The organism is Candidatus Njordibacter sp. Uisw_056 (assembly GCF_047730085.1).
GTDB lineage: Bacteria > Pseudomonadota > Gammaproteobacteria > Pseudomonadales > Balneatricaceae > Njordibacter.
In genome coordinates this window covers 1,862,648-1,884,345 of the sequence record NZ_CP159830.1, presented here as the reverse complement: position 1 = coordinate 1,884,345, position 21,698 = coordinate 1,862,648, and the positions used below count along the sequence as shown (strand labels likewise).

The window sequence follows — 21,698 nt, the reverse complement described above, 5'->3', positions numbered from 1 at the left end:
TGATGAATAAGTTTGCTTTACTGCAACAGATGTTACCATTAATGTTATTGTCTTTGGGCTTTGGTTTACTCTTGACTGGCACTTTAATTACGATATGCTGCCATGACAAAAATCTTAATTTAGATCAAGTAAAAATTTGAGGCACATTTATGACACTACTTGCTCCAATCGTTGCAGAAGCTGAAACCTATAAAGCGATTCGGCGTGATATTCATGCTCACCCTGAACTAAGCTATTCAGAACACCGCACTGCAAAAATTGTTGTAGACCAGCTGACTGCGATGGGCATAGAAGTACATCAAAGCATTGGTGTCACTGGAGTTGTGGGGGTGATCAAAGGCCTAAAGTCTGGTGCAGGTATTGCACTAAGAGCAGACATGGACGCCTTACCATTACAAGAGCGTAATCAATTTGAGCATCGGAGCCAATATGCTGGAAAAATGCATGCTTGTGGCCATGATGGGCACACAGCCACACTGCTTTGTGCGGCCGGTTACCTAGCAAAAAATCGTGATTTTTCTGGTACAGTTTATTTAATTTTTCAACCAGCAGAGGAAGGAGGAGCGGGCGCTAAAGCCATGATAGACGATGGCTTATTTGAGCGTTTTTCAATTGATGAAATCTACGGTTATCACAATTGGCCTGGTTACCCGCAAGGCTCTGTGGGCATAGTAGCAGGCGCCATGATGGCTTCAGCCAGTGAATTTAAAATTAAAGTAGTAGGTAAGGGCGCTCATGCAGCTATGCCTCAACTGGGCGTAGACCCTTTGTTGGTGGCCTGCCAGCTTGTGCAAGGGTTGCAATCCATAGTCACGCGCAACATCAACCCGTTAGATTCTATCGTTTTATCTGTTACTAAAATCCACTGTGGCGATGCTACTAATATTATTGCTGACGATTGTGTGATCGAAGGCACCGTGCGCTGTTTCTCTGAGGAGGTCTTGCAAGCTGTTGAAAAACGCATGGCAAAAATCTCTCAAGACCTTTGTTTAGCCTTTGATTGTGAAGGCCAGCTTGATTTTAGAAGAGCTTACCCTGCTACTATAAACCATGCACCTCAAGTGCACTATATGCGAGAAGTTGCGGAAAATTTATTAGGCCAAGACAAGGTAGTGGACTTTACTCCAACCATGGGTTCTGAGGACTTTAGTTTCTTTTTACAAGAAAAACCAGGGTGCTACTTCGCTTTAGGTAATGGTGATGGAGATCACCGTGATCTTTTGCATGGTATGGGACCGTGTACCTTACATAACCCAAGCTATGATTTTAACGATGCCTTAATTCCTATTGGTGCAAGCTTATGGGTAAGGTTAGTTGAGGCTCGTTTAGGCAAGGGTGGCATTGTTTGTGAATAAAGTAATGGTATAAATTTTACACTTAGTGTAATATTTTTCACTATGAATTCTAAACACTCAAAGCAACAAGTTGATGCGCAGCAGTTAGACCTTGCTACAAGGGCTGCCTGGCTGTCCTTTATTGGCGGCTATACCCAAGGTGAAGTGGCCAAGCGCTTAGCCGTATCTCCTGTTAAAGCTCACCGACTTATTCAGCTTGCTCAACAACAGGGTATGGTAAAAATATTCATAGAAGGTGAGCCTGCTCGCTGCGTTGCGTTAGAAGAGCAATTGGCGAGCAAATTTAACCTGAGCTCATGTCTAATTGCTCCTTCAGACCATATGAATGCAGACGATAAAGAGGCCGATTTTAATGAGGTTGGTGCTGGTGCTGCACGCTTTTTCTATAATCTTCTCAACCAGTTGCCACACTCTTCTTGTGTGGGCATCGGCAAAGGTCGGTCGCTTTCAGCGTTAGCGGAGAGACTTCCTAAAATAAATCGTTCAGACCTTACGTTTGCGTCTGTTTCTGGTAGCTTTACGCGTAAATTTTCAGCCAACCGCTTAGACGTAGTGCAGCAGTTTGTTGAGCGTACGGGAGGGGAAGGTTATTTTATGCCGGTACCCTATTTGGCTCGTGATGACCAAGAGCATGAAATGTTGATGGCTCAAGCCAGTGTGCAATTTAGCTTAAATTTAGCGCGCAACGCTAATTTATACGCGGTAGGTATTGGTGGACTAAAAACCAATCACTACCTACATAGCGTGGGTTTAGTCACAGATAACGACCTAGAAGAACTTCGTTCAGCTGGAGCTGTATGTGACCTAATAGGTAGTTTTTACGACATATTGGGTAACCTTGTTGATCACCCTTTAAACGGTCATGGTTTGGGTATTAACGCGGCAGAAATGGCGGGCAAGCGTGTTGTTGCTGTAGCGGGTGGCTTAGGTAAGGAATTGGCTTTACTTGGCGCATTGCGCTCTGGTTTGGTTACAGATCTTGTCATGGGTGAAGCCACTGCTGAAAAATTAGTTTCCTTAATGGAGTTTAAATAGATGTCAACACAAGTGCCAACACAGGTTTCTGGAGAAGTGGCTGAGCACGTTGCGGCAGCAGCTATTAGTTTGGTTAAGTCTGTTGACCATTTAGCTGATACTGATGGTGTTAGCCACACGCGAGACCATGATAGTTTAGTACGCAACGAAGGTACGGTTTTAGATTTGCAGCAGCTAGATAAAATCCGGGTCAATAAAAGTGCTGTTGAACGACGTTGTGCAAGCTATGGCGCTCGCCGCAGTATTAAAAAGCAACAACAGGCTGCATGGCTGCTTAAGGCCATTAGCTTAATAGACCTTACCACTTTGTCTGGCGATGATACCCAAGACCGAGTAAAACGCTTGTGTAGTAAGGCTAAAAAGCCTGTAGGCACAGACTTACAGCGACGTTTGGGTATTGAATCACTTAATTTATCTACGGCGGCAGTTTGTGTGTATCACGAAATGCTTAGTGCGGCATGCTCAAGCCTCGCAGGCACGGGTATTCACTTGGCTGTTGTGTCTACTGGTTTTCCAGCTGGCCTGTCTCCATTGCCATTACGTATTGCTGAAATAGAATACTCTGTGGCTGCTGGAGCGGATGAAATTGATATTGTCATTAGCCGAAGGCATGTGTTGGAAGGTAATTGGCAAGCGTTATATGATGAGGTTAAAGCCTTTCGCAAAGCCTGTGGTCCAGCGCATTTAAAAACTATTTTAGCCACTGGCGAATTAGGCCACTTAGGCAATATTGCTAAAGCTTCAATGGTTTGTATGATGGCTGGGGCAGATTTTATTAAGACTTCTACGGGTAAAGAAACAGAAAATGCAACGCTACCAGTTAGTTTAGTAATGGTGCGAATGATCCGTGATTATTACAAGCTTACGGGCTGTTATATTGGCTTTAAGCCTGCTGGTGGGGTGAGTGATAGCAAAACTGCCCTACTTTATATGACCATGATGCAAGAAGAATTGGGCCGGCGTTGGTTAGAGCCTGATCTGTTTCGTTTTGGTGCCTCAAGTTTGCTTGGAGATATAGAGCGCCAGCTAGATCATTACGAAAGTGGTTACTACTCAGCAGCTTATCGACACGCTTTGGCGTAAATAAGGCACAGGACGTTTACTATGACAACTATGACAAAGATGACATTGACTGAAGAATTTGAGCAACTTAATTATAGCCAAGCCTTAGAAAGTGATAGCCAAGCACAGGCGTGGCTGCAGCAAAACGAGCGCCGTTTTGGTCACTACATTAATGGTGCTTTTGTCAGTGAGCTAGGTGCCACGCTAGTAGATGTGTGTAATCCCTCCACCTCAGAAGTGTTAGCGCAAATCGAAGTAGCTACGAGTGAGCAAATAAACACAGCAGTGAGTAGCGCTCGTGAGGCACAAGCAGGTTGGTGGGCCTTGGGCGGCTTGGGTCGGGCAAAAATACTTTATGCCTTAGCGCGTAATTTACAAAAGTATGCTCGTTTAGCCGCTGTGCTAGAAACCTTAGACAACGGAAAGCCTATTCGGGAAAGTCGAGATGCAGATATTCCCCTTGCCATACGTCATTTTTATCATCATGCGGGCTGGGCAAAATTACAAGCTCAGGAATTCCCCAACCATAGGCCAGTGGGTGTAGCCGCTCAAATTATCCCTTGGAATTTTCCTTTACTGATGTTGTCATGGAAAGTGGCTCCTGCCATTGCCATGGGCAATACCATTGTGATTAAACCCGCAGAGCAAACGCCTTTAACAGCGATGCTGTTTGCCCAAATTTGCCATGAATCTGGCGTGCCACAAGGTGTGGTGAATATTATTAATGGTGCTGGCGCCACTGGCGCAACTCTTGCTGCCCATAACGGTGTGAACAAGGTTGCCTTTACTGGGTCTACTGCTGTTGGCCGAGCTATTCGCCTTGCGACGGCAGGCCAAGGTAAGAAACTAACTTTGGAACTGGGTGGAAAATCAGCCTTTGTCGTATTTGAAGATGCCGATTTAGATGCTGCTGTTGAAGGCCTTGTAGACTCTATTTGGTTTAACCAAGGAGAAGTCTGCTGTGCTGGATCAAGATTGCTGGTCCAAGCGCCAGTAGCTAAACAGTTGCATGCTAAATTGAAGCAGCGCATGCAGCAGCTGCGCCAAGGGTCTCCTCTGGACAAGTCTATAGATGTAGGCAGTTTAGTGAGCCGGCAGCAATTTAACCGAGTAAGTCAGTTAGTTAGTGAAGGGTTGCAAGAAGGTGGTGAGCTTTTTCAAGCTCACGCTCAGGACTCATCAACAAATTATTATCCACCCACCCTAGTGACGGACGTGGATTCAAGTCATCCCTTAGTGCAAGAGGAAATATTTGGTCCTGTGCTAGTGTCCATGACCTTCCGCACGCAAGCAGAGGCTGTGGTTTTGGCTAACAATAGCCGGTATGGCCTAGCCGCCAGTGTTTGGAGTGAAAATATAAACCGGGCTATGGATGTAGCGCCTAAACTTAAAGCGGGCGTGGTTTGGATCAACAACCATAATCAATTTGATGCAGCGTGTGGTTTCGGAGGTGTTAAGGAATCTGGCTTTGGGCGCGAGGGTGGCAAAGAAGGTTTATATGAATACCTAACCCCTGCTGGCCTAACAACCATGGTTACACCTGATGTGCCAGCCTTGGCTAAACCTTCACCTACACAACCTGTAGTTAGTAAATTATCGATTGATCGAACGCTAAAGTTTTATCTGGCTGGTAAGCAGGTAAGGCCAGATTCTGGCCATAGCCAAGCCTGCTATAACAATGATGGCAGTGGTGCTGTTATGGTCGGTGTTGGTGGCCGCAAGGATATTCGTAATGCAGTATCGGGCGCCTTAAAAGCATCTTCATGGGCGCAACAAACAGCACATGGACGTGCGCAGGTCATCTACTTTTTGGCAGAAAATCTCTCACAACGAGAAAGTGAGTGGCTTGAACGATTGCAAAAAGTGTGTGGCTATAACCAAATGCAAGCTCAAGCAGAGTTCGACGGGGCACTCTCTTGTCTGTTTACCTATGCCGCATGGACAGACAAGTATGACGGTGCAGTGCATAATGCACCCTACCGTGGTGTCACTTTGGCTTTGCCTGAACCTGTAGGAGTGATAGGATTAATTACACCGAAAAATCAACCGCTTATATCTACCATTGCGCTTATGGCTCCAGCGATTGCCATGGGGAATTGTGTGGTTTTAGTAGCCAGTGAACGCTACCCAAGTATTGCACTAGAGCTTGTGCAAGTGCTAGAAACCTCTGATATTCCCGCGGGTGTTGTAAACATACTAGCGGGTCCAAAAGCAGACCTTGCTAATCATCTGGCAGGCCACGCAGAAGTGGACGCTATGTGGTGTTGGGCAGACGCCAGTATCAACAAATGTGCTGAGCAGGCGAGTGTTGCAGATTTAAAACGCATGTGGACTCATTTAGAGACGGATCGGGATTGGCTTGATCCACTTCAAAGTGAAGGTTTGGAGTTTTTACGCCAAGCCACACAAGTGAAAAATATTTGGACGCCATACGGCGACTAATTAAAAAGAAGAAACGGCTTTAGCCGATTAAAGTAAACCTAGGAGAATGTAATGAAGTTAAATAAAATCACTATGGCGATCGCGGCTGGTGCAGTTGCATTAACTGCAACTGTTGCTCAAGCTGCTGTTAACCCAGCTGTTGTATATGACAAAGCCGGTAAGTTCGATAAGTCATTCAACGAAGCTGTTTATAACGGCGTTAAGCGTTTCACTGCCGACACAGGTATCAGTGTTCGCGAAGTAGAACCCACAAACGAAGCGCAAGTAGAACAAGGCCTTAAAAAGCTTGCTAAGCGTGGCAATAGCCCGATTGTTGCTGTAGGTTTCGCTCAAGCTAACGCCGTAAGTGCAGCAGCTCAAGCCTACCCAGACACTAAGTTCACTTTAATCGACATGGTTGTTCCAGAAGCCAACGTTCAGAACGTTGTATTTAAAGAGCATGAAGGTTCGTTCTTGGTAGGTGCTTTGGCAGCTATGAAGTCTGAAACTGGCACCATTGGTTTTGTTGGTGGTATGGATATTCCTTTAATTAGTCGCTTTGGCTGTGGTTACGAGCAGGGTGCTAAGCACATCAATGCAAACATTAAAGTAATCCACAACATGACAGGTTCTACTCCAGCTGCATTTGGTAACCCTTCTAAGGGTGGCGAGTTAACGCGTAGCCAGATCGAAGCGGGCGCTGACGTAATATTTGCTGCTGCTGGTGGCACTGGTTTCGGTGTTTACCAAGCTGCTGCTGATGCTGGCAAGTGGGCTATCGGTGTAGACTCTAACCAAAACCATCTCCAGCCAGGCACCATGCTAACGTCTATGGTTAAGCGTGTTGGTGAAGCTGCATACAAGAGCTATGAAACTGCAAATAATGGCACTTGGACAGCTGGCGTAAGCGTTATGGGTCTTGCTGAAGGTGGCGTTGATTGGGCTCTTGATGAGCACAACCGTGCGTTAGTTACGGCAACCATGGAATCTGATGTAAATGCAATTAAGGCATCTATCATTGCTGGCGATATTTCAGTACATGACTATATGTCAGACAACACCTGTAACTATTAATCAATAGGTACAGTATGCAGTGGGCGTTTGATAATAAAACGCCCACTGCAATTTTTGTCTGTACACCGATAACCAAAGACCAATGACTATGACTGATAACTTCGCTATTGAATTAACTGATATTGATAAGCGCTTTGGTGCTGTGCATGCAAATAACAAAGTATGTTTGCAAGTTAAACGGGGCAATATTCATGGCATTGTTGGCGAAAACGGTGCGGGTAAATCCACCCTGATGAGCATCCTGTATGGCTTCTATCAAGCCGATGCGGGGCAAATTGATGTATTAGGCCAGGCCTATACATTTACAGATTCCCACCAAGCCATTGCCGCAGGCATTGGTATGGTGCACCAGCATTTTATGCTGGTAGAAAACTTCACAGTTTTAGAAAACGTGATTTTAGGTAGTGAGGGCGGTGCACTTTTGGCCCACGGTTTGGCAGCTGCACGCAAAGAACTTACTCGCCTAGGTGATGAATATGGTCTAAAAGTGGACCTAGACGCCACTATAGATACCCTGTCTGTAGGCTTACAGCAACGAGTGGAGATACTCAAAGCCCTCTATAAAGGCGCCAAAATATTGATTTTGGATGAGCCTACTGGTGTGCTAACGCCGCAAGAAACAGACGAGCTGTTTCGTATTTTTGGTGCCCTAAAGCAACAGGGCGTCACCATCATGTTAATTACTCATAAATTGCGTGAAATTATGTCTATTACAGACCAGGTGTCTGTGATGCGCGCAGGCCAAATGGTAGCCCACAGAGACACACAAGCAACTAGCCGAGAGGAATTAGCTGAGCTAATGGTGGGCCGAAAAGTGTTGTTGCAAGTCAATAAAAAACCTGGCAACGGACGTGCTCCACTGCTAAAGGTTAAGCGCCTAAGCGTGTCTGATAACCAAGGTATTGAGCGGTTAAAGGATGTTAGCTTTGAGCTGCGTGCAGGTGAAGTGCTAGGTGTGGCTGGCGTGTCGGGTAATGGCCAAACAGAGTTGTTAGAAGCCTTATCTGGCATCGTGCCGATGACCAGTGGAACTATTGAAGTGTTAGGTTTTAAAATGGATGCAAAACACCCATTAACCCCTGACAGGTTAAGAGAGCTTGGCTTAGCTCATGTACCAGAAGACCGCCACCGCATGGGGTTAATTACCGACTTTAGTGCCAGCGAATCCGCTTTGTTAGGTTATCACACAGACCCTAAAATTAATTCCGGCATCTGGCTTAGCAACCGCAAGGTTGAGGCGAATTGCCAGGCACTTATGCAATCTTTTGATGTGCGTCCTGCTGACCCACATTTAAAATCTGCTAATTTTTCTGGTGGCAACCAGCAAAAGCTTATTTTGGCGAGAGAAATGGAACGTAACCCAGAAGTATTACTTATAGGCCAGCCCACTCGTGGCGTCGATATTGGGGCCATAGAGTTTATTCATCAGCGTATTATAGACATGCGTGATGCTGGTAAAGCGGTGCTGTTAGTATCGGTAGAGTTAGATGAAATAATGTCGGTGAGTGATCGTATTATTGTCTTATGTGACGGTGAAATAAGTGGCCGTATTGATGCTGCTGATGCTGACGAGCGGACCCTCGGTATGATGATGGCCAATGCGTTAGACCCAATAGACCCTCTGCAAACTATGGATGACCAACATGCGTCTTCTGGGCAGGCCTCTAGTCAGGAAACTCAAGCATGAAACGCGATACCCGAATTACGTGGATAAACCGCCTATTATTACCGCTATTAAACATACTTACGGCTTTTGCTGTAACTGCAATTGTGTTTTGGCTGATTGATGTAAATCCTATTGAAGCGGCTAAAGTGCTTTTGTATGGTGCCTTTGGTTATGAAGAAGGAATTGGGTATACCATTTATTACACTACCAACTTTATCTTTACTGGCTTAGCTGTAGCAGTAGCCTTCCATGCTGGCTTATTTAATATCGGTGGCGAAGGTCAAGCTTACGTTGGTGGCTTGGGTGCTGGACTAGCCATACTATTTTTGGACCCCACTTTAGGGGCTTGGGTATTTATCCCTGCTAGCATTATTGGTGCGCTGTTATTTGGTGGTCTATGGGCTTTGATTCCTGCGTATTTGCAGGCTTATCGCGGCAGCCATATAGTGATAACAACCATTATGTTTAACTTTTTGGCAGCGTCACTGATGGTGTACGTAATGGTGCACGTACTGCGGGAAACTGGGCAAATGACACCCCAAAGTGAACTTTTCCCCACCAATGCCTGGATGCCGTTTGTGCATGATGTTGCTGCAGGTTTTGGCTACAGTATTGAAGCATCACCACTTAACTTGTCAGTCCTTTTGGCTTTAGTTTGTGCGGTTCTGGTGTGGTTTTTCTTATGGCAAACACGCTGGGGCTATGCGATCCGTGCGACTGGTAAAAATGGCACTGCAGCCGTTTATGGAGGCATTAAACCCAAACGAATTATTATTGTAGTGATGTGCATATCGGGTGCGTTAGCAGGCTTAGTCAGCGTTAATGAACTAGTAGGGTATCAGCATCGCTTGATTATGGACTTTCATCTAGGTTATGGGTTTGGTGGTATTGCTGTGGCGTTGATGGGCCGTAACCATCCTTTAGGAATTATTGTGGCAGCCTTACTGTTTGGTACCTTATATCAAGGTGGTGCCGAGCTAGCTTTTGAAATGAGCGGTATCTCACGTGACATTGTAGTGGTAATGCAAGGCTTAGTGATCTTGTTCTGCGGTGCTTTAGAGTATATGTATAGGCCTTGGCTGATCCGAAACTTAGCGCCAGTTAAACAGCAAGAAGCGCCAACAGGAGTGACCGCATGAGCGATGTATTCTTAACAGTGCTGTTAACCCTAGACGCTACAATAAGGGTGTCCAGCCCTCTTATTTTGGCTGCGATGGCAGGGTTATTTGCGGAACGTTCTGGTGTTGTTGACATTGGTTTAGAAGGTAAGATGCTAGCCTCTGCCTTTGCTGCTGCTAGTGTTGCAGCAGTAGTGGGCTCCCCATGGGCTGGCTTAGGCGTAGCCATTATTGTCTCTTGCGGTTTGGCAATGCTGCATGGCTTCGCTACCATTACCCACCGTGGTGATCAAATTGTAAGTGGCATGGCGATTAATATTTTGGTAGGTGGATTAACGATTATTTTGGGTTTGGCATGGTTCCACCAAGGTGGATTAACACCGGCCTTAAATAATGAATCACGGTTCCTATCTATTACGTTGCCCTATGCTGAGCAACTGGCGTACATTCCAGTACTAGGCCCTATCTACAAAGAACTCATCAGTGGTCATAATATATTGGTATACGCAGCCTTTGCAGTGGTACCTATGGTCTGGTGGGTGGTATTTCGTACTCGGTTTGGCTTGCGTCTTCGAGCTGTGGGTGAAAACCCCACAGCTGTAGATACTGCGGGGCTATCAGTGATCAAATTACGTTATAAAGCATTACTTATTGGTGGTGTCTTATGTGGGGTTGCAGGTGCTTATATAGCCACTGCTCATAATGCCCAGTTCACTCGCGATATGACAGCAGGGCAGGGTTATATTGCGTTAGCTGCACTTATTTTTGGTAAATGGCGTCCACTTACTGTGATGTTGGCATGCTTGTTGTTTGGCTTCTTAGATGCACTGGCTGTGCGCCTTCAAGGTGTAGTTATTCCGGGTATTGGTGAAATTCCAGTGCAATTTATTGAAGCTACACCCTATTTGCTTACTGTGATTTTACTAGCTGGCTTTATTGGCCGAGCGATACCCCCTAAAGCCTCAGGTATGGCTTATGTCAAGGAACGATAACCATGTCTTCTCTACCTACTGAAACTGATTATATCAATGGTGCAAAACAGGCCATGGCTAAGGCTTATGCGCCATACTCTAATTATCCAGTTGGCGCTTTAGTGGTAACCCAAAACGGTGAAACTTTTGCCGGCTGTAATATTGAAAACGCCAGCTACCCAGAAGGTAACTGTGCAGAGACCGCTGCTATTGCAGCTATGGTGATTGCAGGGCATCAACGGATACAAAAAATATATATTATGAGCCAAGATGACCAAGGTGCCACGCCCTGCGGTGGCTGCCGTCAGCGTATTCGAGAATTTTCTGATAATAATACGCCTGTTATCTTGTGTTCTCCTGCGGGGGTGCAGCAACGCTTAGCCCTTGGAGAATTGCTGCCCCATGCCTTTGGGCCGGAGTTCTTATTATGAGTCAGGTAGATGTCTGTATCGCTGTTATTAATCGTCTTGCCAGCAGTTTTGTGCCACAAGTGGGTATGGTGCTTGGTTCTGGTTTGGGGCCTTTTGCAGACCAAGTTAATGCCGTAGCTAGTATTAGTTTTGATGAGTTACCTGGGTTTCCTCAAGCTGGTGTGGGTGGCCATGCAGGTCGTTTAGTACTAGGCCATGTGGGAAATACCCGTGTAGCTGTGCTGCAGGGCCGAGCCCATTATTATGAACATGGCCACGCGGATGCAATGGCCGTTGCTATTCAAACGTTTAAAGCGATGGGTTGTGAAGCCCTTGTTCTTACTAATGCGGCAGGCAGTATGGTTACTGATGCTGGGCCTGGAAGTGTAATGTTACTCACCGATCACATTAATATGACGGGCGTATCGCCGTTATTTGGTGCCCAAGGTAACCAACGTTTTGTAGACATGACGCAGGCCTATCACCATGGGTTGAACGATGCTATGCGAAGTGCTGCTAAGGCTAATAATGTGACCTTACACGAAGGAGTTTACGCGTGGATGTGTGGCCCTCACTTTGAAACCCCAGCAGAAATTCGGGCACTTAAAGTACTTGGGGCTCAAGCCGTAGGTATGTCTACTGTGCCAGAGGTTATTTTAGCCAGACATCAAGGTTTACCCGTATGTGCTTTATCTATTGTTACTAATTACGCCTCTGGTATGAGCCCAACACCATTGAGCCATGAACAAACCATGGAATATGCCAAAATGGCAACTGAAGATGTAGAACGGTTATTAAATGCCTTCTTGCAGAACTATGAGGTGCCAGTGTGACATCCATTTATTTGCCACAAGAGCTAATTCGCAAAAAGCGCGATGGCCTTGCACTTACAGATGCCGAAATTACCTTCATGGTTAAAGGCATCACCAACGGACAGTTGAGTGATGCTCAGCTAGGCGCATTTGCTATGGTGGTCTTCCAGCAAGGCATGACTATGGCAGAGCGCATCACCCTAACTCAACAGATGATGCACTCTGGGAAAGTATTAAGCTGGCAGCATATAGGCCTTAATGGCCCTGTTGTCGATAAGCATTCTACTGGCGGCGTAGGCGATAAAGTTAGCCTGATGCTTGGGCCTATTGTGGCAGCGTGTGGAGCATACGTACCCATGATTTCTGGCCGTGGCTTGGGCCACACGGGGGGTACGCTAGATAAATTTGACAGTATTCCAGGTTACAACGCTTACCCCAACGAAGACGTGTTCCAGTCTTTAGTAAAGCGTGTTGGCTGCGCCATTATTGGCCAAACTGCTGAGCTAGCGCCAGCGGACCAGCGCCTTTATGCCACCCGTGACGTTACTGCAACTGTGGAATCTATTGATTTAATTACAGCGTCTATCTTGTCTAAAAAGCTTGCTGCAGGCTTAGATGCACTAGTGATGGACGTGAAAACTGGTAACGGTGCGTTTGCAGCAGAAATGACGATGGCACAAGAATTAAGTCGCAGCATTTCGCAAGTAGCGACAGGTGCAGGTGTACCAACACGTTGCCTAATAACTGACATGAATCAGGTATTAGGCCGTAATGTTGGTAATGCTGTGGAAATAGCCGAATGTATTGATTTTTTGCTTAATCCAGCTCAGGCAGATCCACGCTTACTCGATATTACTCTTGAACTGGCTGCCCACATGCTAGACATCAGTGGTGCAGCAGAAAGCTTAGATATTGCAAGAACTAAAGCCACTGCAGCGCTCAATGAAGGCTATGCAGCACAGGTCTTTGCAGACATGGTAGTAGGCCTTGGTGGGCCTTCAGACTTACTCGAAAAACCAGCACTTTATCTACCCCAAGCACCTATTATTAAACCTATTTTTGCGTTGCAATCTGGTTATGTGTCGGCTATGGATGTTCGTGGCATAGGCTTGTCATTGGTTAACCTCAAGGCAGGACGTAGTAAAGCCGACGATCCAATTGATTATGCAGTAGGCCTAAGCAAAATGGTTCAAATGGGTGATTATATTGAGCAGGGCCAAGCCCTCGCTGTAGCTCATGTTCGAAATGTGGACCAATTATCCCTAGTTAAACAACAGCTGCCTCATTTAATCCAATTAAATGCTCACGCATCTGCTATTGACCCCTTAGTGAAAGAGCTTTATCAAGCTTAGCCATTAAACATGTGGCCCTGCTTAAGGTGAGGTTACTCAACTATAAAGACAGAATTATGAACAGAGCCATCATTATAATATTAGATTCATTGGGCCTCGGTGCGAGTGCTGATGCTGGCAAATATGGTGACCAAAATGCTGATACCTTTGGTCATATTGTAGAGGCGTGTGAGGCTGGATTGGCCAATAACGAGCAACGTAACGGCTCTCTCAAAATACCAAACTTATTGCGCTGGGGATTAGGTGCAGCATCTGTAGGCAGCCGTAAACATAGCTTACCTCTTAAAACTCACTTTAATGTTGAAGGCGCCTATGGCCATGCTGTAGAAGTGAGTAGTGGTAAAGATACGCCCAGTGGCCATTGGGAAATTTGTGGCTTGCCAGTACCATTTGAATGGGGCACCTTCCCTGAACAAGACAATTGTTTTCCAGCTCAACTGATGCAAGACTTGCTGGCCCAAGGCAACATTGCTGGCACCTTAGCGAACAAGCATAGTTCGGGCACAGAGGTGTTAGTCGAATACGGTGAAGAACACATGCGAACGGGCTTCCCCATTTGTTACACTTCTGCTGATTCGGTATTTCAAATTGCAGCCCACGAAAACACATTTGGCCTTGAGAAGCTTTACGCTTTGTGTGAGGTTGCCAAAAAGTTAGTCGACCCACTCAATGTAACCCGGGTTATTGCGCGGCCTTTTACTGGAACCTGCGGTGCTGATTTTGAACGCACTGCCAACCGCAGAGATTTAACCACACCGCCTACAGGCCCCACACTTTTGGATCATATCCAAGATCAACAGGGTACCGTAGTCTCTGTAGGCAAAGTGGGTGACATATTTGCTCACAAAGGTGTCACCTACACAGTGAAAGCAGCAAGTAACAATGGACTAGTAGACCAATTGCTAGATCAAATGGATAAGGTTAAAGAAGGCTTGTTATTTGTCAATCTTGTTGATTTTGATAGCAAGTATGGCCATCGCCGTGACGTTGCAGGCTACGCGAATGCTCTAGAAGAGTTTGATGCCAGACTACCAGAAATAGAAGCTAGGTTAGAACAGCAAGATCTAGTGTTGCTCAGTGCAGACCACGGGTGCGACCCCACGTGGCCTGGTTCCCACCATACTCGTGAGCATGTGCCTGTCGTTTTCTACGGCAACCATTGTGGCGCTCCTGTGCAATCTGTCAACTTAGGAGAAAGAGCAAGTTTTGCTGATATGGGACAAACTGTAGCGCAGCATTTAGGTTTGGTGCCCTTAAACTACGGCACTGCCTGCGAGTTAAATTAAATTTTTATTACTAAAGTGAACGAGTATTTCATGTCCGAACTATTACATAAGCAAATTCAACAACTGCCTAAGGTAGAACTTCATAGCCACCTAGAGGGTTGCATTCAGCCAGAGCTTGTCCGCGCCATTGCAGAACGTAATGGCATTAGCCTTAAAAACGGTTTGTTTACCACGGATGACATGTTTGCATGGAGTAACTTTGTTGAGTTTTTGCAAGCTTATGATGAAGCCAGCTTTTGCCTACGCAAAGCCCAAGACTATCGCGATATTATGTATACCTATATGGCGCAGTGTGCGGCAGAAGGCACCATTTATGCGGAAACATTTATTTCTCCAGACCATGCTGCTGCTGTAGGTATGAGTTATGACGACATGCTATCCGGCTGTGTTGAGGGCATTAACGATGCCGAGCGAGACTTTGGTATTGTGGGTCGTTTAATCGTCTCTTGCATACGCCACTTAGGCCCAGAGCAAGCCGTTGTGGTAGCGCATCAGCTTGCAGATAATCCTCATCCATATATTGTGGGTTTTGGTATGGGAGGCAATGAATCTATGTTTACTCAAGCCGACTTTGCTCCAGCTTTTAATATTGCTTTTGCAGCTGGCTTTGCCTGTACTACCCATGCAGGTGAAGTACTAGGCCCTGAAAGCGTGTGGGACGCTATTGATAACTTGCCAGTGACACGCATTGGCCATGGTGTGCGCAGTGCTGAAGATCCAACGCTTATGTTAGAACTGGCTGAACGTGGCATTGCCCTAGAAGTATGCCCTGGCAGCAATATTGCTTTGTCTGTTTACCCAGACCTCGCCAGCCACCCTCTCAATAAAATACTGCAAGCAGGCATTAGCACAAGCCTTAACTCAGATGATCCCCCTTTCTTTGCCACTACTGTGGGTGCTGAATATCAATCTGGTGCACAGGACTTTGGTTTAGACCTAGAGCAGCTGCGCAACATTTCTCGCATGGCTATGAAAGCGTCGTTTGCGGATGTAAACACTAAGACACGGCTGTTGGCAGTTATTGGTTAACAATTGCAGACGCTTAACATTAATGGGAGAACATTATGTCTAATTCACCAATACGTCCTTTTCATCTTGCTGTTCCGGTAAGAAATATTGCTGAATCAAGGGTTTTTTATGGGCAATTTCTGGGTTTGAGCGAGGGTCGCTCTAGCGAAGAATGGATTGACTGGAACCTTTATGGCCACCAGTTAGTGACGCATCTTAATCCAAACCTGGGGCCAGAAGGTAAAGTCTCTGTTCATGTTAATGGGGTTGACGGCAAAGGGGTTCCAGTACCGCATTTTGGTGTAGTGCTTACACTAGAGGACTGGCAGCAATTGGCACAAAGGTTAACGGGCAAAGTGACGTTTATTATTGAGCCTCACACTCGTTTTAAGGGCGAAGCAGGAGAGCAGTCTACCTTATTCTTTAGCGACCCTAGTGGCAATGCACTAGAATTTAAAGCCTTTGCAGACTTGGGCCAGTTGTTCGCTAAGTAATAGGCCCTTTGGGGTAGTAAGATTACTAAATTCTGTGGTCGATAACTCGCTTTGCCTTGCCTTCGGAGCGGGGTAACTGTTGGGGAGCTTCAATGACGATAGTTGCAGAGATGCCGATAAAAGTTTTTATTTTATGGCTCAGTAAGTTAATTAATTGTTCGTTAGTTTGTGTCGACTGTCCTGACTCAGACTCAACTCTAACTGTTACCGTGTCCATGTTTCCTTGTTTGTCTACTTCGATTAAATAATGTGGCGCAAGTCCTTCAATAGCACACACCTGTTCTTCAATCTGACTTGGAAATACGTTAACACCACGAATGATCAACATGTCATCACTGCGGCCTGTTATTTTATCCATGCGGCGCATTGTTCTGGCTGAGCCGGGCAATAAACGAGTAAGGTCTCGGGTGCGATAACGGATCATTGGCATGGCTTCTTTTGACAAGCTGGTAAATACAAGTTCGCCTTCTTCGCCCTCTGGTAACACTTCACCTGTTATGGGGTCAACAATTTCTGGGTAAAAATGATCTTCCCATATGGTAGGCCCATCTTTTGTTTCAATGCATTCTTGGGCCACACCTGGCCCCATTATTTCTGATAAGCCATAAATGTCTACTGCATCTATCGCCATGCGATTCTGAATATCTTCGCGCATAGCGTTGGTCCAAGGCTCTGCACCAAAAATGCCGGTACGTAATGCCAACTTTTTAGGATCAATGCCCTGGCGATAGATTTCATCAGAGATATTTAACATATAAGACGGTGTTACCATAATGATGTCGGGGTCAAAATCTTTGATCAATTGAACTTGTTTTTCAGTTTGACCGCCACTCACCGGAATAACAGTGCAGCCCAATCGTTCAGCGCCATAATGCGCGCCTAGGCCGCCAGTGAATAATCCATACCCATAAGATATATGTACCTTATCCTTTGGCCTGCCGCCTGCAGCATAAATTGATCGCGCTACCAAGTGGGCCCAGATATCGATGTCTTTTTGGGTGTAGCCAACGACGGTGGGTTTGCCAGTGGTACCACTTGAAGCATGAACTCGGACAATTTGCTCCATGGGTGTGCAGTACATGCCGAAAGGATAGTTGTCGCGTAAGTCAGATTTAGTGGTAAAAGGAAATTTACTAATGTCCTCAAGGGTGATGAAATCATCTGGATGTACACCCTCGTCATCAAACTTTCTTTTGTATACAGGGGAATTGTTGTAAGCATGTTCAAGTGTTTGCTTTAGGCCTTGCAGTTGTAGATGACGTAGTTCATCCAAGCTTGCTGTTTCAATGGCATCAAAGCCTATGTTTTCACCTGACATACCCCACCCCAAAAAATAGTTTAACTCAATCGACCACTTAAAATGATATAATACACTTTATTGATCTTTATCAATAAAGTGTATCACAATGGTATTTAGATGTACCTTAATGTGTTGCAATTGACCTGTATAAAGGCCAGTTTTAAATGGTGTTTCTTTCTCATTTAGGCGGCAAGTGGTGATTTAATATTAACGATACATAAATTTGACTTAATCTAATTTAGATGTATCATTAAGGTAGATAAGTCCTTTTTTAAGTACGGTATCCAGCCCTGCTTTTTGGCGAGAGTTAAACAATGAAATCAAAGAGTTATGCTTGTGGTTCATGGGTTGAAGGTGACCCTAGGGGCGCCGAAGTACGTGATGCTGTCAATGGAAAACTCATCTGTAACGTAAGTAGTGTAGGCTTAGACTTTCAAAAGATGGTGGAACATGGGCGGTTCATTGGTCATGCTTCGTTAGCAGCAATGACGATTCATGAGCGCGCCAATGCAGTAAAAAATGTAGCCAAACACTTACTCACCAAAAAAGATTACTTTTACAAAATTTCATCGCAAACGGGTGCTACAAAAACAGATAGCTGGATTGATATAGACGGTGGCTTAGCTACTATGTTTAGCTACTCTGGTATTGCAAGAAGAGAGTTTGCTAATGAAACGTTTATTGTAGAAGGGCCCCCAGAGCCTCTTTCGGTTAACGGCACTTTTGCGGCTAGACACATCCTAACCTCAAAAAAAGGGGTGTCAGTTCACATTAATGCGTTTAATTTTCCGTGCTGGGGCATGCTTGAGAAAATTGCCCCAAGTTTAATAGCGGGTGTTCCTGTTATTGTGAAGCCGGCAACGGTTTCAGCGTATTTAACGCAGGCAGTGGTAGAAGAGATTGTGGCGTCTAAGCTATTGCCCGAAGGCGCTATTCAATTAATTTGTGGTGGTGTAGGTGATTTGCTAGATCATCTTAATGAACAAGACGTGGTGACTTTTACTGGCTCGGCCACCACCGGTAAAAAATTACGCTGCCACCCTAATATTATTGACAACAGCATTCCCTTTAACATGGAAGCAGATTCGCTTAACTGTTCTATTTTGGGTGAAAGCGTTTGTGTAGATGATCCAGAGTTTGGCTTATTTATAAAAGAAATTACTACCGAAATGACAGCTAAAGCGGGCCAAAAATGTACGGCTATTCGCCGTGCCATAGTGCCTGCGACTAAAGTTAATGCAGTTATTGAGGCATTAAAAGAACGCCTAAGCACGGTTGTGATGGGAGACCCTACCGCTGAAGGTGTGGCTATGGGCCCCTTGGTAGGGCGCGCTCAACGTGACGATATTCGAGACACTGTCACTGCCTTGGGTCGGCACTGTGAGGTTATCTATGGTGGTAATAATGCCCCCATGGACCTGGTAGGAGACGGTATAGAGCAACATGCGTTTTATCCACCAACACTCTTGTACTGTGGCACACCATTAACTACTGATGCACCCCATAGTATTGAAGCATTTGGGCCTGTAAGTACCATCATGCCTTATGATTCTATTGACCAAGCGATAGCCATTGCATGCATGGGAAGGGGTAGCCTAGTGGGGTCTGTTGTGACTTACGATGACCATGAAGCAAGCCAGATTATTATGGGTGCAGCTGCCTTTCATGGCCGCATGTTGGTGCTTAATCGTGATTGTGCTAAAGAATCTACTGGCCATGGTTCGCCATTGCCTACGTTGGTGCACGGTGGTCCTGGTCGAGCTGGTGGTGGTGAAGAACTGGGTGGCTCTCGCGCGATTAAACACTACATGCAGCGCACGGCAATTCAAGGTTCACCAACAAGCTTAATGGCGATTACACGTGAATATATGCCGGGGGCTAAAACATCTAGCACTGATCGCCATCCGTTTCGTAAGTACTTTGAAGAACTTTTAGTGGGGGAAAGTTTAACCACTCATCGTCGTACAGTGACTGAGGCTGATATTGTTAATTTTGGCTGCCTGTCAGGCGACCACTTTTATGCTCATTTTGACGAAATAGCGGCTAAAGATTCGTTATTTGGCCAGCGTGTTGCTCATGGTTACTTTATCATTTCAGCGGCAGCTGGAATGTTTGTTGATCCAGCCCCTGGCCCCGTTTTAGCTAATTATGGATTAGAAAATCTGCGGTTTGTTGAACCTGTGCATATTGGCGATACCATACAAGTTAAAATAACAGTCAAGAAAAAGATTAAAAAAGACAAACGCCCTGAAGACAAAAGCCCAACAGGTGTTGTGTTATGGGATGTACAGGTGAGCAATCAACATCAGGTTATCGTAGCATTGTATGACATTTTGACATTAGTTGAACGCAAGCACCTTTAATCGCTATTTAGGGCGATGATTACTGGCATTAAACCGAGGTCGGTTGAGCTGAATTTCAGCTAATGGTTGCACCTGTTTTAAGCTGGCATGGCAGCGCTTTGTAAGGTTTTGGTACTCAAGTGTGCCATTACTTTTCCAATCGACTTCTTGATCGCTAAGCTGGCGCTTTACAGAGGCTGGGCTGCCCGCAAGTAAGCTTCTTGGTGGGCATTTAAAGCCAGATTTAACAAACGCAGTGGCAGCAACAAGGGACTCGTCACCAATGCTTACGTCGTCCATAATAACGGCGTTCATGCCCACTAGGGCATTACGCCCAATGTGGCAACCATGCAAGATTGCACCGTGGCCAATGTGCCCGTCTTGTTCGATGACGCAGTCCTTATTGGGGAAGCTATGCACCACGCAGGTGTCCTGAACATTGCAGCCTTGGTTAAGGGTTATTCTACCAAAATCGCCCCGTAAAACAGCATTGGGGCCAATGTAGCAGTTTTGGCCAATTATAACGTCACCTATTATAACTGCTGTTGGGTGCACATAGGCGCTAGGGTGAACAACAGGAATAAGGTCTTCTATTGCATAAATTGGCATGGTGGATTCCGATTAAATAGAGATATATGTTCAGTGGTGCTTTATGGTTACTTATATAAACAATAGTGTCTACACATAAACAACATTAACGCGGAGAAGCGAGTGGAATTTGAAACAATAATTTATCAGATTAAAACGGGTGTTGGTGTACTTACGTTAAACCGGCCAGCTACATTAAATAGCTTTAACGGCTTCATGCATGAAGAGGTTAAAACTGCGCTTAAAGACGCTAAAACCAATGACGCCGTTAGATGTTTAGTGATAACAGGTGAAGGTAGGGGGTTTTGTGCTGGCCAAGACCTTAGTGACCGAGCAGCTAAAGTAACAGATGATGGGCCCGATTTAGGTGACTCTATAGAACGGTATTATAACCCACTAATTCGCAATATTATGACTATGGAAAAGCCTGTAATTTGTGCCGTAAATGGCGTGGCTGCTGGCGCTGGTGCCAGTATTGCACTCGCTTGCGATATAGTGATTGCGGCCCGTAGTGCCAAATTTGTGCAAGCGTTTAGTAAAATAGGTTTGGTGCCAGACTCTGGAGGCACTTTTAATTTACCCCGTGCCTTAGGGTTACCAAGGGCAAAAGGGCTGGCGCTGTTGGGCGATAAGTTATCGGCTGAACAAGCGGAAAAGTGGGGCATGATTTGGCAATGTGTTGATGATGACGTTCTAATGGAAGAAGCACTGGCACTTGCGGAGCGGCTAGCTTCTCTGCCACCCCTTGGCTTGGCAATGACTAAAAAATTACTTAATAATTCGTTTTCAACGCCATTGCATCAGCAGTTAGAAGTAGAAAAAGAAGCCATGCGTTGGCTGGGAAAAACAGACGATTACCAAGAAGGTGTTAGTGCATTTACAGAAAAACGCCAAGCGAAATTTACTGGGAAATAATATGAGTGAACACATGCAGATACAGCAGGTAGCCGAGGATTGTGCAGAGCATATGTTTGCCCAAGATGCCGCCTCTAAAGCCTTAGGGATTGCTATTGGTGTTGTAAAACCTGGTTGTGCAACAGCCACCATGACCGTCACAGCTGCCATGTTAAATGGGTTTAAAACTTGTCATGGGGGTATGATTTTTAGTTTGGCAGACTCTGCTTTTGCATTTGCTTGTAACTCTCAAAACCATGCTGCAGTAGCAGCAGGCTGCGCCATTGATTTTTTACGGCCGGCACTGATAGACGATCAGCTTAGTGCTATAGCAACCCAAACATATCAAGGTAAACGCAGCGGTATTTATCATGTAGAAGTCACCAATCAAAACGCCCAGCTAGTGGCCTTATTTAAAGGTAATTCTGCCCGAGTTAATGGCAGTGTATTACCTGAATTAATGACACCTAAAGCGTAGCTGCTGGATATAACACGCCCCCTTATTGTGGG

The 21,698-nt window shown here is 45.6% G+C and carries 19 protein-coding genes; 17 read left to right on the top strand and 2 right to left on the bottom strand.

All coding sequences use genetic code 11. The annotated features are described in order from the left end of the window. The first annotated feature begins 149 nt into the window (after window positions 1-149). From ABXT60_RS09090 to ABXT60_RS09025, 14 genes are all read left to right on the top strand, one after another. A complete protein-coding gene (locus tag ABXT60_RS09090) occupies window positions 150-1,355 on the top strand; it encodes a M20 aminoacylase family protein (protein ID WP_443629828.1) in 1,206 nt (401 codons plus the stop codon). Window positions 1,356-1,397: 42 nt separating this feature from the next. Beyond that, on the top strand, window positions 1,398-2,390 hold the full coding sequence (locus ABXT60_RS09085; protein ID WP_443629827.1) for a sugar-binding transcriptional regulator: 993 nt from the start codon (window positions 1,398-1,400) through the stop codon (window positions 2,388-2,390). Further along, entirely contained in the window at window positions 2,391-3,473 is a 1,083-nt protein-coding gene (deoC, locus tag ABXT60_RS09080) for a deoxyribose-phosphate aldolase (RefSeq protein WP_443629826.1), read from the top strand. It abuts the gene before it with no gap. A gap of 21 nt (window positions 3,474-3,494) precedes the next feature. Beyond that, entirely contained in the window at window positions 3,495-5,894 is a 2,400-nt protein-coding gene (locus ABXT60_RS09075; protein ID WP_443629825.1) for an aldehyde dehydrogenase family protein, read from the top strand. Window positions 5,895-5,945: 51 nt separating this feature from the next. After that, on the top strand, window positions 5,946-6,947 hold the full coding sequence (locus ABXT60_RS09070) for a BMP family lipoprotein (RefSeq protein ID WP_443629824.1): 1,002 nt from the start codon (window positions 5,946-5,948) through the stop codon (window positions 6,945-6,947). Window positions 6,948-7,035: 88 nt separating this feature from the next. Next, window positions 7,036-8,634, top strand: a complete 1,599-nt coding sequence (locus ABXT60_RS09065; RefSeq protein ID WP_443629823.1) for an ABC transporter ATP-binding protein — start codon at window positions 7,036-7,038, stop codon at window positions 8,632-8,634. Next, window positions 8,631-9,752, top strand: coding sequence for an ABC transporter permease (locus ABXT60_RS09060; RefSeq protein ID WP_443629822.1), 1,122 nt, complete (start codon window positions 8,631-8,633; stop codon window positions 9,750-9,752). Before ABXT60_RS09065 ends, ABXT60_RS09060 begins: the two co-directional genes overlap by 4 nt. Next, a complete protein-coding gene (locus ABXT60_RS09055) occupies window positions 9,749-10,723 on the top strand; it encodes an ABC transporter permease (RefSeq protein ID WP_443629821.1) in 975 nt (324 codons plus the stop codon). The genes ABXT60_RS09060 and ABXT60_RS09055 overlap by 4 nt, the downstream gene beginning before the upstream one ends. 2 nt (window positions 10,724-10,725) lie before the next feature. Continuing rightward, entirely contained in the window at window positions 10,726-11,133 is a 408-nt protein-coding gene (cdd, locus tag ABXT60_RS09050; protein ID WP_443629820.1) for a cytidine deaminase, read from the top strand. Further along, the gene (locus ABXT60_RS09045; RefSeq protein ID WP_443629819.1) at window positions 11,130-11,945 is read left to right on the top strand and encodes a purine-nucleoside phosphorylase; all 816 of its coding nucleotides are present in this window, start codon (window positions 11,130-11,132) and stop codon (window positions 11,943-11,945) included. Before cdd ends, ABXT60_RS09045 begins: the two co-directional genes overlap by 4 nt. Next, window positions 11,942-13,276 (top strand): thymidine phosphorylase, encoded by a 1,335-nt coding sequence (gene deoA, locus ABXT60_RS09040; protein ID WP_443629818.1) that lies wholly within the window; start codon window positions 11,942-11,944, stop codon window positions 13,274-13,276. The genes ABXT60_RS09045 and deoA overlap by 4 nt, the downstream gene beginning before the upstream one ends. Window positions 13,277-13,332: 56 nt before the next feature. After that, window positions 13,333-14,562, top strand: coding sequence for a phosphopentomutase (locus tag ABXT60_RS09035; protein WP_443629817.1), 1,230 nt, complete (start codon window positions 13,333-13,335; stop codon window positions 14,560-14,562). Window positions 14,563-14,592: 30 nt separating this feature from the next. Beyond that, the gene (gene add / locus ABXT60_RS09030; RefSeq protein ID WP_443629816.1) at window positions 14,593-15,591 is read left to right on the top strand and encodes an adenosine deaminase; all 999 of its coding nucleotides are present in this window, start codon (window positions 14,593-14,595) and stop codon (window positions 15,589-15,591) included. A 35-nt stretch (window positions 15,592-15,626) separates the two neighbouring features. Further along, window positions 15,627-16,064 carry a VOC family protein gene (locus ABXT60_RS09025; protein ID WP_443629815.1) on the top strand — a complete coding sequence of 146 codons (438 nt, stop codon included), beginning with the start codon at window positions 15,627-15,629 and terminating at the stop codon, window positions 16,062-16,064. 25 nt (window positions 16,065-16,089) lie between these two features. Here ABXT60_RS09025 and paaK read toward each other — a convergent pair whose 3' ends face one another. After that, complete coding sequence (gene paaK / locus ABXT60_RS09020; RefSeq protein ID WP_443629814.1) at window positions 16,090-17,382, bottom strand: phenylacetate--CoA ligase PaaK; 1,293 nt, start codon at window positions 17,380-17,382, stop codon at window positions 16,090-16,092. 296 nt (window positions 17,383-17,678) lie between these two features. Between paaK and paaZ the strand changes: the two genes are divergently transcribed. Continuing rightward, a complete protein-coding gene (gene paaZ / locus ABXT60_RS09015) occupies window positions 17,679-19,727 on the top strand; it encodes a phenylacetic acid degradation bifunctional protein PaaZ (RefSeq protein WP_443629813.1) in 2,049 nt (682 codons plus the stop codon). Between the two features lie 3 nt (window positions 19,728-19,730). Here the strand turns inward: paaZ and ABXT60_RS09010 are convergent, their stop codons facing one another. Continuing rightward, window positions 19,731-20,315, bottom strand: coding sequence for a DapH/DapD/GlmU-related protein (locus tag ABXT60_RS09010; RefSeq protein ID WP_443629812.1), 585 nt, complete (start codon window positions 20,313-20,315; stop codon window positions 19,731-19,733). Between the two features lie 102 nt (window positions 20,316-20,417). Between ABXT60_RS09010 and paaG the strand changes: the two genes are divergently transcribed. Then, the gene (gene paaG / locus ABXT60_RS09005) at window positions 20,418-21,209 is read left to right on the top strand and encodes a 2-(1,2-epoxy-1,2-dihydrophenyl)acetyl-CoA isomerase PaaG (RefSeq protein WP_443629811.1); all 792 of its coding nucleotides are present in this window, start codon (window positions 20,418-20,420) and stop codon (window positions 21,207-21,209) included. A gap of 1 nt (window position 21,210) precedes the next feature. Further along, window positions 21,211-21,666 (top strand): hydroxyphenylacetyl-CoA thioesterase PaaI, encoded by a 456-nt coding sequence (paaI, locus tag ABXT60_RS09000; protein WP_443629810.1) that lies wholly within the window; start codon window positions 21,211-21,213, stop codon window positions 21,664-21,666. The last annotated feature ends 32 nt before the right edge of the window (window positions 21,667-21,698 follow it).

Bases quoted from the DNA above. Each gene is read 5' to 3' on its own strand.
- ABXT60_RS09090 (WP_443629828.1), top strand. From the start codon at position 150: ATGACACTACTTGCTCCAATCGTTGCAGAAGCTGAAACCTATAAAGCG.
- ABXT60_RS09085 (WP_443629827.1), top strand. From the start codon at position 1,398: ATGAATTCTAAACACTCAAAGCAACAAGTTGATGCGCAGCAGTTAGAC.
- deoC (WP_443629826.1), top strand. From the start codon at position 2,391: ATGTCAACACAAGTGCCAACACAGGTTTCTGGAGAAGTGGCTGAGCAC.
- ABXT60_RS09075 (WP_443629825.1), top strand. From the start codon at position 3,495: ATGACAACTATGACAAAGATGACATTGACTGAAGAATTTGAGCAACTT.
- ABXT60_RS09070 (WP_443629824.1), top strand. From the start codon at position 5,946: ATGAAGTTAAATAAAATCACTATGGCGATCGCGGCTGGTGCAGTTGCA.
- ABXT60_RS09065 (WP_443629823.1), top strand. From the start codon at position 7,036: ATGACTGATAACTTCGCTATTGAATTAACTGATATTGATAAGCGCTTT.
- ABXT60_RS09060 (WP_443629822.1), top strand. From the start codon at position 8,631: ATGAAACGCGATACCCGAATTACGTGGATAAACCGCCTATTATTACCG.
- ABXT60_RS09055 (WP_443629821.1), top strand. From the start codon at position 9,749: ATGAGCGATGTATTCTTAACAGTGCTGTTAACCCTAGACGCTACAATA.
- cdd (WP_443629820.1), top strand. From the start codon at position 10,726: ATGTCTTCTCTACCTACTGAAACTGATTATATCAATGGTGCAAAACAG.
- ABXT60_RS09045 (WP_443629819.1), top strand. From the start codon at position 11,130: ATGAGTCAGGTAGATGTCTGTATCGCTGTTATTAATCGTCTTGCCAGC.
- ABXT60_RS09035 (WP_443629817.1), top strand. From the start codon at position 13,333: ATGAACAGAGCCATCATTATAATATTAGATTCATTGGGCCTCGGTGCG.
- add (WP_443629816.1), top strand. From the start codon at position 14,593: ATGTCCGAACTATTACATAAGCAAATTCAACAACTGCCTAAGGTAGAA.
- ABXT60_RS09025 (WP_443629815.1), top strand. From the start codon at position 15,627: ATGTCTAATTCACCAATACGTCCTTTTCATCTTGCTGTTCCGGTAAGA.
- paaK (WP_443629814.1), bottom strand. From the start codon at position 17,382: ATGTCAGGTGAAAACATAGGCTTTGATGCCATTGAAACAGCAAGCTTG.
- paaZ (WP_443629813.1), top strand. From the start codon at position 17,679: ATGAAATCAAAGAGTTATGCTTGTGGTTCATGGGTTGAAGGTGACCCT.
- ABXT60_RS09010 (WP_443629812.1), bottom strand. From the start codon at position 20,315: ATGCCAATTTATGCAATAGAAGACCTTATTCCTGTTGTTCACCCTAGC.
- paaI (WP_443629810.1), top strand. From the start codon at position 21,211: ATGAGTGAACACATGCAGATACAGCAGGTAGCCGAGGATTGTGCAGAG.